Consider the following 13,531-nt stretch of genomic DNA (forward strand, 5'->3'; position numbering starts at 1 on the left):
CCATGCCCACCACCCGCCACCGTGACCTGATCGCAGCCTTCGCGGCTACCGGCCGCAACCACCCCTACCTGGCCTTCACCCTGAACTCGTTGTGCAACCTGGACTGCGTGTTCTGCAAGCCCCGCTGCATGCCGGACTACGGGCACAAAGACCGCCCCCTGACCACCGCCGACTACGCGGCCATCGCCGCCGAGGCCGGGGTTTGGAAGATCCGGAAGGCGCACTGCTCCGGCGGCGAACCGACCCTGCGGGCGGACATCCTTGACGTGATCGAGGGCCTCGCCGACGGCCTCGGGCCCGACGCCGCGATCGGCATGACGAGCCACGGCAACCTACGCCGCGGGCTGAGCGTGGAGAAGCTGCACCGCGCCGGACTGACGTACCTCAACCTCAGCCTCCACAGCCTCGACCCGACGCGATCCGCCACGATCATGGGCGGCGGCGATCCGCACACGACTATGCGCACCCTCGACGAGGCCCTCTCCCTCGGAATGCGGGTGAAGATCAACTGCGTCCTCCAGCGCACCTACCTGGACGACGCCTTTTCCGTGGCCGAGCTGGCCCGGGACCTGCCTATCGCCGTCCGCCTCATCGAACTCCAGAACATTGGGCCCGCACAGGCGCTGTTCGACACCGAGTTCATCAACGAGGCGGACGTCCGTGATCGTCTCCACGAATGGTTCGCGGGTGCGGGGGAGGTCTCTCGTGAACAGCTCGGGGTCCGTAGCCCCGGGCAGTATCTCCGTCCCGACGGCTGGGCGGGCTCGATCGGCTTCATCTCCAACTCCAGCTGTGCCACATGCTCCGACGCCAATCGCATCAAGATCACGCCCACTGGTGTGGCCCGCCCCTGCATCCTCCACAACCGTGACATCCCCCTGAAGCCCCACCTCGCCGACAGCACCCTCGGCGATGCCTTCGCCCACCTCTTCCAAGCCATGCTCGACCGCAACACGAACGACGCCTGGCAGGGCTTCCATTACGTCGACTACGACCTCCGCTGGGACCGGATGGAGCGTCCCGAGGGCACCCCGGTCCTGCTGCCTCTGCTCCCCGTCCTCCCCTCGGGCGCGGCCCAGCCCTCGTGCACCCGATCCTCCACCGGGGAGCGGTGATGGTCGCGGCCGAAGCGCCGCCGCTCTACCCAAATCTCGGAACGCTGTACGAACACGAGCTGGACGCCCATGGGGTCGGGGCCGTGATGCTCACGCACAAGTGGCAGCCGGCCGATCTGCTGGCTCCCCACTCCGACGTCGACGTGCGTGTCCTCCTTCCCGAGGCCCCCGCGAACTGGGAGGAGTGGAATCACCGTCTGGCCGCCGCGCATAAGTCCGCGGTCCGCCGGGAGGTCTCCCACGGGCGGCTTCTGGAGCATCCTCCCGGGTTCGCATTCACCGTGCCCGAAGCGGACGGACGGCTCGTCTGCGCACCTGAGCTGGCGACCTGGTCGCTGATCAGCGGTAGCGCCCGGGACTTGCAACGCTGGAGGTCCCGGGCCCAGATGGCCCCCTGGTGCGAGATCGACGAACGCTTCTACCGGGCAATCCTCCAGTCGAGGCTCGGAGGCCGGTACCAGCTCGCGGCGGACAGTACGGACAACGTGGTCGAGGACATCACCGCGTACCGGCGTCACTGCGTGGCCTGGCACTACCTCGCCCCCTGCTGGTTCGCTGCCGCCGCACTCGCGACACGGACGCGATGCCCCGGCAAGACCGCCGCGCTCACCCAGTGGCGCCCGGACGGGCTGGACGCGTACGCCGAGCTGTTTCTCCGGCACTCCGAAGACGGACCCAACGGGCGACTCCGCAGCCCGCGCCACCTGCTCCGCGCGGCACACGTCTCCCTGGAAGCAGCCATGCGCCGCATTCCGCAGGCAAGCCACCCTCCTGACCAGGGCAAGGAGTCCGCTGCAACCGACTGGGCAATGACCGCCGGAATGCTCCGCGTACGTGTCGCCCGCTGGCTGTACTACCTCGATCCGCCGCCCGGTGTCGCGACCGAGTACCTGATCCGGCGGGAGGCGAAGGAACTTCGTTCCGCCGCACAGACCCTGAACGCGCTTGCGGAGGACGGGGCCACTCCCGCCCAACGTCTGGCCGCCCGAATGGCCGGGCTGATCCCCACCGGACCGACGACTGTCGACACTCTGCGCACCACCCTCGCGCTCTGGCACCGGCAGAGGTCCACGGTGCAGGACTTCCTCAGCCTCCCGCCCGGTGCCATCCACCCCTGACACAAGGAGCCCCGCCATGCCCGCGCGTGCGTCCCAGCCCCGCGCCCTGAAGACGGCGAAGATCAAGATCACGACGAAATGCAACCGTTCCTGCGACTTCTGTATCTTCGCCGACGGCGCCCAGGGCGAGAACATGGCCCCAGACCTGTTCTCCACCATCCTGACCCGGCTGGAGACCATCCCTTTCCAGCAGTTGCACATCAACGGCGGCGAACCCACCGTGCACCGGGACTTCCCCGCTCTCAGCGAAGCCGCCCGGACACACCTGCCGGACAAGGTCATGGTTCTGGGCACGAACGCCATCACGCTGGCCCGCAACCAGCGGATTATGGAGGCCACGCTCCGCTCGTACGACCAGATCCTCATCGGCTGCGACGACGAACACGAGAACTACGCCGAAGTGCACGCCGTCGTGCCCCGTCTCCGCGAAGCCGGCAAGACCGTGGTCGTCAACAGCGTGCTGGAAGGCATCAGTTCCTCCCGTCTCGTGGAGCTCGCGAGGCTGTGCGACACGTACGGCGCGATCCACGTCACCAACCACGTGCACCACGTCGACGTCGGCCAGCCGGCGAACGAGCTGCGCGGCATCTGCGACCGCTACCTCGACCAGCACCTGATGATCGAGATGGACGGCTCCTGCTACCGCTGCTTCAACGCCATGTCGAAGGTCGACAGCGAGTTCAGCATCTGGAACGAGGACTTCGCGGCCAAAGTGTTCGCTCCCCGAGGCCATCACTTCCGGTTCTGCCTTCGCTGCCACGAGTACACCGACTCGGGCGCCGCTCTCCTGCCTGCCCGCATTCCGACCGCATGACTCCAGACCGGAGGTACACGACCATGCCCGCAGTCCTCGGGCTGAACTTCCACCACGACACCGCCGCCGCCTTAGTCGTCGACGGCCGCCTCTACGCGGCAGAAGAGGAACGCTGGAGCGGCGTCAAGCACAACCACCCCACCCGCAAGGGCACGCTCGCCGCGCCGGTCCGTGCCCTTCAGTGGTGTCTGGAGGCCGCCGGCATCGAACCGCAAGACGTCGACGCCGTCTGGGCCGCCTCCATGCGTCCCAATCCCGCCGCCGGCTGGTGGCTCACCGAGGAGCGGGACGAACTCGCCGCTCTCTTACCTGCCCCGCTCGGTGGCCATCTCCGCCTCTTCTCCCACCACACCGGCCATGTGCTCTCCGGGTACCTGCTCTCCGGACACGACCACGCGGCGGGCCTCGTCATTGACGCCGGCGGCTCCTCCCTCGGCTCCGACTTCGGTCCGGGGCGGGAACGCATCACCGGCTACGACCTGCGGCCGGATCGCATCGACCGCGTCCACCAGAGCATGCCGACCGTGGTTCCCGGCCCTGTCGGCCCTCGGCGCGTTCACTCCTCCCTCGGGCACTTCTACCGAAACCTGGCCCGCAGAGTGATCCCACCGGGCGACGAACCCGAGGGCAGCATGATGGCGCTTGCGGCGTTCGGCGACCCCCAGAGTTACGGGCCGCAGATCCGCGAACTCGTACGGCTCGGCGACGACGGCGAGGTCCGGATCGGCCACCCCTGGGGCTCGGCGGACAACAGCACACCGCTGCTGCTCCGTGGCCGCGTCTGGACCGCTGACAACGTCGTGGAGCAAGCCGACTCGGATCGGGCCGACCTGGCCGCCGCAGTCCAGGATGTCTTCTCCGAGTCGGTCATCCACATCGCACGCCATCTTCAACGGCTCACAAGAGCCTCGGCGCTGGTGTTCTCGGGTGGGTGCGCCCTAAACTCCCACCTCAACGGTCGGCTGGCCGACGAAAGCGGCTTCGACACTCTCTTCGTGGCGCCGGCACCACACGACGCGGGCACCGCTGTGGGCGCCGCCTTGTACGCCTGGCACTTCCAGCTCGGGCAGGAACGTCTCCAGGTGCCGACCGACGCGGCCTGGGGCCCGAACCCGGGCACTCTGAAAGCGGGTGCGATGCCATCCGGGTACCGCGCTCTGACCGGCCTGGGGGCGGGCCTGGCACCGGCGGCGGCAGCGCTGCTCGCTCAGCACCGCATTGTCGGCTGGGTACAGGGACCGCTCGAATTCGGGCCCCGGGCCCTCGGGCACCGCTCGATCCTCGCCCACCCAGGCCACGCCGCCACGCGGGACCGACTCAACGCGATCAAGCGACGAGCTGCGTACCGCCCGTTCGCCCCGGCCGTCCTCGCCAAGCACGCCACGGAGTGGTTCATGTCGGCGGGCGACCCCTTCATGAACCGCGTCGCCCACGTCCGCCGGTGCCGAGCCGACCGCATAGCCGCGGTCACCCACCACGACGGCACCGCGCGCGTCCAATCCGTGGCCACAGACCACCAGGGCCTGCACGAACTCCTCCAGCGGTTCCACGAGCACACCGGCCTGCCGCTGCTGTTGAACACCTCCTTCAACCTCAAAGGCACGCCGATCCTGCGATCCGCCGAGCAGGCCGTACAGGCGGCAGCCGGCCTCGGGCTCGACGCCCTCTCCGTCGGAGACACCCTCCTGATCGCCGACCACGTCCCCGACCCGCGGGCTCTACCCCAGCCGTCCTTACGAGAGGGGTGACGGAAATGGCCGTTGCCAATCTGCCTCACATCCTGACCACACTCGCCACCAGCACATGGGCCGTCGGGGACCGTTCCCGCGCCCGTGTGGCTGCCGGTCTGGCCCTCGCGATCTACGCCGGGCATGCCCGAGATCAGGGCACCCCGTACGTCCAGCATCCGCTCGCCGTCGTCACGGTTCTGCGGTCCGAGCTCGGCGTCACACAGCCCGAAACCCTCCTCCTCGGCCTTTTGCACGACGCCCTGGAGGTCGATCCGGGCTCAGAGGCTCTCGTCACCCACCAGCTGGGGGCACCCTTCGCTGAACGCCTACGCGCGATGACGCCCGATCATCGGCTCGAACACCGGCCCAAGGTTCCGGGCGACGAGAACCGATGGCGCGTGAAGACAGCGGCCCTCCCCGCAGAGGAGCTCCTGGTACGGCTGGCCGACCGCATCCACAACCTGCGCGACCTGGCCGCCTCGCCGAACCATGAACGCCGGAGGAAGTTCGTACGGAACCTCACAGACTTCCACCTCCCCCTGGCCGCCGCCGCACGCCGCCTCAGCCCTCACCTGGAAGCCGCGCACACGCTGCTCAACGCCGAGTACATCCACCACCAACAGGAGATACGCCCGTGAGACGGATCGTGTACTCGATGGAGCCGGTTGGTCGGACCGGCGGCCGGGTCTACCTCCGGATGCTTCACGAGGCGACCGCCGACGATGTTGAGTGGCGCACGGTTCCGGACCACAAGCGCACGTACCGCGTCCGCCGCTGGCGGAAGCTCCGCCACCTCGCCCGACTGGCCCCGACCGTCCGGGCGCTGAGTTCCGCCGCCACCGGCACCTTCGTGTGGGACGACCTCAGCCTGCTGCTCTTCACACCGGAGATGCGGGCCCGCACGGTGTTCCTCCTGCACCACTACGAGCCGTTGCAGCACGACTCCACTCCCGTGGAGGCCATGCTCTGGGAGCGGCTGTTCCGGGTGCTGCCGCAGTGTGCGGTCGTGGTGTGCGTTTCCCCGTACTGGGCTAACTTCCTCCGGTCCCGCGGTGTCCACAACGTACGGGTGATCTACAACGCCTTCGACATGACCGAGATCGAACGGGCACGCGACTTCGACCGGGCCGAGTGCCGCGCCGAATTCGGCCTGGCCGCGGACACGATCGGCGTGTACGCGGGCAAGGCCGTCCACTGGAAGGGCACCGCGGAGGTCGCAGCGGCCCTGGCCGGCGCACCCGGGCTTCAAGTGATCACCAGCGGCAGCAACACCATCGGCTTCGACGGTGCGCACTACGACGTGGAGCGCGAGCGATACCTGCGGCTGCTGCGGGCATGCGACGTCGGCGTCTTCCTGCCCCGGATGCGGGAGGGCTGGAGCCGCTGCGCAGCCGAGGCACTGCTTCTCGGCCTGCCCTGCCTGATCCGACCGGTCGCCGGACTCGGCGATCTCGCGGCCCTGACCGGCCAGCCAGCGCCAGACCTCGACCGTCTGTCGACGCAGGTCCGGGAACACGCTACGGCGCGCCGAACCGAAGCCAAGGCCGCGTACGAGGCCGTGGCCCAGTTCGACCTGCACTACTTCGGAGACGCCTGGGGCGACCTTCTCGCGCAGGTCGCCTGACCGGCGTCGCCTACGCCTGTGCGGCCAGTTTCTCGGCTGCGGCGTCCAGACGGGCCAGCACGCGGTCCCGGCCGAGCAGCTCCATGGACTCGAACAGCGGGAGTCCGATCGTTCGGCCGGTGACCGCAACTCGGATGGGTGCCTGGGCCTTGCCCAGCTTCAGCCCGTGCTTCTCGCCCACCGCGAGCGTGAGGGCCTTCAGGCCGTCCGCTTCCCATTCCGCGACGCCGGCGAACTCGGCGCGGACGTCGGCCAGGATGCCATCGGCGCCCGCCTTCATCGCCTTGTTCCACGACACCTCTTCCTCGACCGGCGAGTCGAGGAACAGGAAGTCCACGTTGTTGGTGATCTCGGACAGCAACGCCAGCCGGGTCTGGGCCAGCGGTGCCACCGTCTCAAAGACGGCCTGGTCGAACGCCTCCGGCTGCCACGGCGCGTACGGGGCGACGAGCCACGGCGCGCAGGCGGCGGCGAACTGCTCGGGCGCCAGGGCACGGATGTAGTCGCCGTTGAAAGCCGTCAGCTTCTTCACGTCGAAGAACGCCGGGGCGGTGTTGACGTCCTCGATCCGGAAGAGCTGCTCCAGCTCCTCGTACGGCATGAGCTCCCTGTCACCGCCGGGGCCCCAGCCGAGGAGCATCAGGTAATTCACCATCGCCTCGGGAAGAAAGCCCTCGGCGAGATAGTCCTCCAGCGCGACCTTGTCCCGGCGCTTGGACAGCTTCTGCCGCTTCTCGTTCACGATCACGGGCAGGTGCGCCCACACCGGCGGCTGGGCACCGAGCGCCTCCCACAGCAGCTGCTGCTTCGGCGTGTTCGAGAGGTGCTCCTCGCCGCGGATGACCTGCGTGATGCCCTCATCCAGGTCATCGACCACGTTCGCGATCAGGAAGACGGGGGAGCCGTCACCGCGCGCGATCACGAAGTCCTCGATCGCGCTGTTCGGGAATGCCGGCTCCCCGCGGATCAGGTCGACCACGACGGTCTCGCCCTCATCCGGTGTCTGGAACCGCAGCGCCCGCCCCTCTTCGAAGGCCAGCCCGCGGTCCCGGCAGAACCCGTCGTACCCGAGGTGCTCCGACCCGGTGCGCTCCTTCAGCTGCTCCCGGGTGCAGTCGCAGTAATACGCCTTGCCCGCCGCGTACAGCTGCTGGGCGGCCTCGCTGTGCCGGGCCGCGTTGTGCGACTGGGAGTACGGCCCCTCGAAGGCCGCGTCCTCGCCGTGGATGCCGATCGCCGCGAGCGCGCTGATGATGCCGTCGATCCACTCCGGCTTGTTCCGGGCCGCGTCGGTGTCCTCGATGCGCAGGACGAACGTGCCGCCGGACTGTCGTGCCACGGCCCAGTTGTATAGAGCGGACCGCGCCCCGCCGACATGGAACATGCCGGTGGGAGACGGGGCGAAACGAACGCGAACCGGGGCAGTAGACATACTCTTCAGGGTACCTACGCAGGAGACCCGGCCTGGACCACAACGCTTGGTTCTCGAGGTTTGATGAAGAATGCTGCTGCGTTGCGCTTGCATGAATTAATCGACCGTTTCATCCCGCTTTCGCATCGATTCGTGAACGCTCACGCCCCAGCAGCCGCAGGCGTGCTTCAACTCAGCAGCCCCCCGATGGCGTTCGCGAGTGACTCGCCTCCTTGCTGGACTGCGGTGCCCAGAACCAGCGCGGGCAACGCCGCCGCGATCCCACGCAATGCGCCGGCCTCCGGCGCGTCGGGAGCCGCGAGCGAGACGTCGACGGTATCCGCCATGGCGCGCAGCACGGTGACGTTCTGCAGGTCCGTCGCGTTGTGGTCGACGTCCGCGCGGAAGGCGGCGAGGAGACCGCGCACAGCGTCAACATCGAACGCGCTTTGCGCTGAGGCGGACTGGTGGATGTGGGAGATGTTCTGCCCCACAACGTTCTGCAACGGTGCGTTGTTGCTACCGCCGATGCTGATGCCCGAGCCATGGCCCGGGTCAGGTTCGGGGCGACGCCGTCCCACAACCATTACTTGCCTCCCTGATTCTTGTTGTCCTGGCCCACGCCGCTGATGCCGTTACCGGCCACGTTCTGGATGGGGGCGTTGTTGTCCCCATAGACGAGGATGTTGTTGGTGACGGTGGCGACCTGCCGTTCGTACGCTGCCAGGTCGATTCCCTGCTCATCGAGGTACTCGGCGACGGTCCGGAAGACGCAGGACTGGATCAGAACCACGTGGCGCTTGGCATCGTCGCCCTGGTGCATGTCGGTGACTTCCTGGGTGGAGTACCGGTCGCGCAGACTGACCGGGTCTTCCTCCTCCGTACGTCCCTCGGCCTGCTCACCAAGGCGGGCGACCATGCGCCACACGGCCACCGGGCCCACGGCCGTGTCCAGGAGCGACTGCGTGCCGAGCCACCCAAGCAGACGCGCTCCGCGCGTTCGGGCCGGTGTGGCGGTGGCCCGCAGCTCGTTATAGAGCGGCGTCGTAACGTGGGGACGAATAGTCAGCCGCAGCTCGCCAGCCTCCAGCGCGGCATGCACAAATACGCTCACCACGATCTGCCCGTCCCAGCTGATGCACTGAGCTCGCAGATACAGCCGGTCTGGTACCCCGGAGGGTGATCTACGCCCCAGGCCGCTCAGGTCTGCCAGCTCCACCCTCGTCTCACGGGTGCGCTGCAACCATCGGGCAACCGGAAGGCCGAGTATCCGCTCCATCGAGAACCCGGGGAGCGGGTCTGTGATTTCTCGGGCGCCGCGGCCCAGATCGTTGAGAGCGGTGCCTATGCGCCGGAGAAGGTCCGCCTCCCCGAACGGCCTGACCGATTCCTCAGCGTTCCTGGGCTTGAGTGGGATGCTGATGCGAGCGGGCCCCCAGACGTCGCGCCCGGATCCAACGAACTGCTCCGAGACGTCGTAGGGCAACGCCAACTGCGCCTGGTCCTTGCTGATGTCCGACATCCTGCGCCCAGCCTTGGCAGCAACCCACGGAAGATCATCGGACGACACCTTCTCCCGCTCCAAGGCACCCAGCGCAGCCCGCGCCACAAGCCGGTCGCCCACATAAGCCAGCGCGACGACAACCACCAACCCGAAGGGAAGTAGGGCCAGTTCAAGGCGCAGCTCGGGCATGCCAGCGCCAACAGGCCCGTACGGCAGGAGCACGAGCAGCCACGGCGCGGGCAGCACGACATACCCCAGTCGCCGGGAAGGCGCCCACCGAGTGCGACCGGGCCTGCGGATAGCGCGGAAAGCAGCCCACCGTAGGAACAGTGCGGCGATGACGGCAACCGCCCAGATCGCGAAAGCCCATGGCACCGCGTAGGCAACCAGGCCGCAGAGGACCAGGATGCATGCCCGCCTGATCCACCGGCGCCGTCTGGCACGAACGCTGTGTGCCATCACCGGAACGAGATCGAATCCGTACGACGGCACAGGCAGTGGCGGACCGTTCAGCACATGGTCTGCAACCCATTGCGCTGCCGGTTCCCCGAGAGGCGGACAGTCGTCGCTGCCTTCCAGATAGATCGGCCGCCTAGTGCTACGCCTGGGCTTCTTGGCCTTACCCGTCTTACCCCGGATCTTGCGCCACCATGACTTGACGGCCTTCACTCGGTCAGGCCGCGCGTAGACCGCCTGGCACAGCAACCGTGTCACTTCGGACGACGTGGGGTCCACCTCCGCTGGGCGGCTGGCCCCAGGGGCCACAGGGTTTACCTGAATCGGGACAGCGGGCCACTCGGCCACTTCCGTCCGCGCCCTCTCCCGAGCACGCACGCCCCACCCAACCGCCATCCCGCTCCCCCGATCATCTGCAAGCGGGAATCTTTGCGACGGATACTGATAGCCGCCAGACCACAAATGCGACAATGCACGCAAAATTGCCGGGCAGTCAGGGATTGGCCGAAAATGCTCCCGTTTTGCCCGGCATTCAGGCCGTCCCCCTGACGCCACCGGAGTCTTCAGTGCTGAGCCTCGCGCCGCGCTCGATTTCCATTAAGGTCACCGTGAGGTCCTGATTGCTGAACGCCTGCTGTAGCCGCCTGCCGTGGGTGAGCACCATCACCTGCCGGGCCTCGACGTGCTCGTGCAGGACCTTCGCAAGCCCGTGAACCTTGGCCGGGTCCGTGGGACGAACTCGAAGGTGCTGTCCGTTGCTGGAGACGGTCCGTTTACCGGGTTACGCAGGTGCCTCAGACAGAGGCTTCTCGAGTGTCCAAAGTTCAGGAAATAGGACGCTCCGCGTGCGCTGCCCCGGCCAGGATACGTCCATCTTGTACATGCTGGGCACGCGCGAAAGTAGGATGCCCCGCAGGCATACTGCGGCCCTTGGGTCGCCACCCTTTGACGAGCAAGGACACCCCCGACTGATGGCAGTGACCCAGCAGGAGATCGAGAACCGGTTGTGGGACGCCGCCGATGAGCTGCGCGTGGCGATGGCCGAAGCGCAGTACTCCTCGGTCGTCTTCCCGCTGATGTTCTGGAAGTACCTGTCGGACACCTGGGAGCACCAGCACCAGGAGTTCCTGGCCGAAAACAAGGGTGCGGGCGACCTCTCCGCTGAGGAAGCCCACGAGATCGAGTACCGCGACTATCAGTCGTTCGAGATCCCGTTCATCCACCCCGACACCGTCCAAAAGTGTCGTGCCTCCTGGTCGTCCATCCTCGCCACAATCACCCGGCCCGGCCTCGGCCAGCGGGTACGCGCTTCCCTGCAGGCCATCGAGTCGGCCAACCCCGACAAGTTCTCTCGCCTGTTCGGGTCCATGACCTGGACCGCTGAGGAGGTGCTGCCAGGAGAGGTGTTGGCAGCGGTCATGCAGGCGATGGACCGCACCCCGAAGATGCACGAGGGCAACATGTCCCACGATGTACTCGGTGGGGCCTACGAGTACCTGCTGAAGCGGTTCTCTGATGGGTCGGGTACCCGCGCCGGCCAGTTCTTCACCCCCCGCGAGGTCGTGGAGTTGATCGTCGAGGTCCTGGACCCCAAGAGCTTCGAGTCTGTGTACGACCCGACCTGCGGGTCGGGCGGAATGCTCATCGCTTCCGCAAACCTCCTGAAGGCCCGCGGCGGGCGTGGATACACGCTCAGCCTGAACGGGCAGGAGGCCGTACCGGACACCGCTGGTGTGGCCCGCATGAACCTCTTCATGCACAACCTCACCCAGTTCAAGGTAGAGGTCGGCGACACCCTGAAGGACCCGCGCTTCAAGCGACTGGACGGGTCCGGGACCTTGGCGCAGTTCGACGTAATTGTCGCCAACCCGCCCTACAGCCTGAAGTGGAAGCCTTGGACCACTGACCCACGCGCCATCGGCGGGGTAGCTCCGCAGTCGTCGGCAGACTGGGCGTTCGTGCAGCACATGATCGCGTCGATGGACCCCAAGAAGGGACGCGCAGGCGTCGTCCTTCCCCACGGCGTCCTCTTCCGGGGCGGCCAGGAAGCAGCCATCCGCCGGCGCGTCCTAGACGATGACCTTCTGGAAGCCGTCATCGGCCTACCCGAGAATCTCTTCTACAACACCACCATCGAGACGTGCATCCTTGTCTTCCGTGCGCCAGGCACCAAGGCTCCAGAGCGTCAGGGCGGGGTACTGTTCGTCGATGCCTCCCAGCGGTTTTCCAAGGGTAGAAACCGCAACGTCCTCACCGAGACCGACATCGCCGACGTCGTGACCGCCTACAACTCGAAATTCGACGCCGATGGCAACCCGGTCGATCCCGACGGCGGCCTCCAGGCCCGCTTCGTCCCCATGGGTGAGATCAAGAACAAGCCGAACGACTACGACCTAAGCATCAGCCGGTACATCAAGCACGCTGCCGCCGAACAGGAAGACCTCGGCACTCTCGTCAAGGCGTATAACCTCGCCCGAGCTGAGCGCCAGAAGACCGAACAACGGATGCTCGACGTCCTCACTGCTGCGGGGATCGAGGGGCTTCGATGAGTGAGCCTCAACGAACGAACACCGCAGCCGAGAAAGGCGGTTGGCCACAAGTGGCCCTGGCCGAAGTGGTCACCCAGCGTCGCGACGCTGTGAAGGTTTTCGACGGCCAGGAGTACCGCCTGCTCGGGGTGCGTTGGTGGGGAGAGGGAGCGTTCCACCGCGAGACCGTCACCCGGGAGACGTCCAAAGCGACGACCTTCTACAAGGTGGAGCCGGGGCAGTTCATCTATAATCGACTCTTCGCTGGGAAGGGCTCCTTCGGAACGGTCAACCCCGACTTCGAGGGCGCCTACGTATCCAACGAGTTCCCCTTGTTCGACACGGACACCGAGCGACTCGGCGTGGACTACCTGAACCTCTACTTCCAGCAGCGTTCGGTCTGGGATTACGTGGAGGCTGTCTCCACGGGCACCACCAAGAGCCGCAACCGGTGGAAGGAAGGCCAGTTCCTCGCCCACCGCATCCCGCTGCCCCCGCTGCCCGTGCAGGAGCGGATCGTGCGCATCGTCGAGGTGATCGACGCTCAAGTCTCCGCCCTGGGAGCGGAGGCAGACGCGCTGGATGCCCTGCTTCGGGGACGTAAGGAAGAACTGTTCGCGCACTACGCGGCCACCGAGGCTCCGCTGCCGATCGGCGAGGTCTTGGAAGAGGTCAAGCGCCCCATCATCGTCGCCCCTGAGACCGAGTACTGGCAGATCGGGATCAGGTCCCACGGGCGCGGGCTGTTCACCAAGGAGGCAGTGACCGGAGCGTCCTTGGGATCCAAGAAGGTGTTCTGGGTCGAGCCCGGCGACCTACTCATCAACATCGTCTTCGCCTGGGAGGGCGCGGTCGCCATTGTGCCCCCGGAGATCGAGGGCTACTGCGGATCGCACCGGTTCCCGGCCTACCGGCGGCTCGACGGCGGGGACGTCGAGTTCTTCCGACTCTTCTTCTCCACCAAGTCAGGCACGCGGCTACTGGCTAGCTGCTCTCCTGGCGGGGCGGGACGCAACCGCACGCTGAACCGCAAGCGTCTGATGCAGTCACCCGTCGGCATGCCCTCGGCTCAGGAGCAGGAGCGGGCGATCTGCGAGTTGCAGGCGCTGGAGGCGCCCGTCGTGGCCGTGCGCGCCGAGGCCGACCGGCTGCGTGCCGTACGGACCGCTCTGCTGTCCGGTTTGCTGGACCACAGCATCGCATTGACTGCTGCCGAGCGAGAGGTTTGACC

General features: G+C 67.1%; 11 protein-coding genes. 8 read left to right on the forward strand and 3 right to left on the reverse strand.

Annotation, left to right across the window (positions count from 1 at the left end):
• Positions 1-2 precede the first annotated feature (2 nt).
• From ABZ707_RS20295 to ABZ707_RS20320, 6 genes are read left to right on the forward strand one after another with little or no spacing between them, the layout of a single operon-like run.
• Complete coding sequence (locus ABZ707_RS20295) at positions 3-1,115, forward strand: radical SAM protein (protein WP_360176488.1); 1,113 nt, start codon at positions 3-5, stop codon at positions 1,113-1,115.
• The gene (locus tag ABZ707_RS20300) at positions 1,115-2,233 is read left to right on the forward strand and encodes a hypothetical protein (RefSeq protein WP_360176491.1); all 1,119 of its coding nucleotides are present in this window, start codon (positions 1,115-1,117) and stop codon (positions 2,231-2,233) included. The genes ABZ707_RS20295 and ABZ707_RS20300 overlap by 1 nt, the downstream gene beginning before the upstream one ends.
• Before the next feature lie 16 nt (positions 2,234-2,249).
• The gene (locus ABZ707_RS20305; RefSeq protein ID WP_360176494.1) at positions 2,250-3,047 is read left to right on the forward strand and encodes a radical SAM protein; all 798 of its coding nucleotides are present in this window, start codon (positions 2,250-2,252) and stop codon (positions 3,045-3,047) included.
• A gap of 23 nt (positions 3,048-3,070) precedes the next feature.
• Positions 3,071-4,795 (forward strand): carbamoyltransferase C-terminal domain-containing protein, encoded by a 1,725-nt coding sequence (locus ABZ707_RS20310; RefSeq protein ID WP_360176497.1) that lies wholly within the window; start codon positions 3,071-3,073, stop codon positions 4,793-4,795.
• Between the two features lie 5 nt (positions 4,796-4,800).
• Positions 4,801-5,415: an HD domain-containing protein gene (locus ABZ707_RS20315; RefSeq protein WP_360176500.1), complete on the forward strand. Its 615-nt coding sequence runs from the start codon at positions 4,801-4,803 to the stop codon at positions 5,413-5,415.
• The gene (locus ABZ707_RS20320; RefSeq protein ID WP_360176502.1) at positions 5,412-6,401 is read left to right on the forward strand and encodes a glycosyltransferase; all 990 of its coding nucleotides are present in this window, start codon (positions 5,412-5,414) and stop codon (positions 6,399-6,401) included. The genes ABZ707_RS20315 and ABZ707_RS20320 overlap by 4 nt, the downstream gene beginning before the upstream one ends.
• Before the next feature lie 10 nt (positions 6,402-6,411).
• Here the strand turns inward: ABZ707_RS20320 and gltX are convergent, their stop codons facing one another.
• From gltX to ABZ707_RS20335, 3 genes are all read right to left on the reverse strand, one after another.
• The gene (gene gltX, locus ABZ707_RS20325) at positions 6,412-7,785 is read right to left on the reverse strand and encodes a glutamate--tRNA ligase (RefSeq protein ID WP_360176789.1); all 1,374 of its coding nucleotides are present in this window, start codon (positions 7,783-7,785) and stop codon (positions 6,412-6,414) included.
• Positions 7,786-8,000: 215 nt separating this feature from the next.
• Positions 8,001-8,399, reverse strand: coding sequence for a hypothetical protein (locus ABZ707_RS20330; RefSeq protein WP_360176505.1), 399 nt, complete (start codon positions 8,397-8,399; stop codon positions 8,001-8,003).
• Positions 8,399-9,505 carry a hypothetical protein gene (locus tag ABZ707_RS20335; protein WP_360176508.1) on the reverse strand — a complete coding sequence of 369 codons (1,107 nt, stop codon included), beginning with the start codon at positions 9,503-9,505 and terminating at the stop codon, positions 8,399-8,401. Before ABZ707_RS20335 ends, ABZ707_RS20330 begins: the two co-directional genes overlap by 1 nt.
• A gap of 1,238 nt (positions 9,506-10,743) precedes the next feature.
• Here ABZ707_RS20335 and ABZ707_RS20340 point away from each other — a divergent pair.
• The gene (locus tag ABZ707_RS20340) at positions 10,744-12,321 is read left to right on the forward strand and encodes an N-6 DNA methylase (RefSeq protein ID WP_360176511.1); all 1,578 of its coding nucleotides are present in this window, start codon (positions 10,744-10,746) and stop codon (positions 12,319-12,321) included.
• Positions 12,322-12,410: 89 nt separating this feature from the next.
• Complete coding sequence (locus tag ABZ707_RS20345) at positions 12,411-13,529, forward strand: hypothetical protein (protein WP_360176514.1); 1,119 nt, start codon at positions 12,411-12,413, stop codon at positions 13,527-13,529.
• Positions 13,530-13,531: the final 2 nt, after the last annotated feature.

This window comes from Streptomyces sp. NPDC006923, assembly GCF_040635655.1.
Classification (GTDB): domain Bacteria; phylum Actinomycetota; class Actinomycetes; order Streptomycetales; family Streptomycetaceae; genus Streptomyces.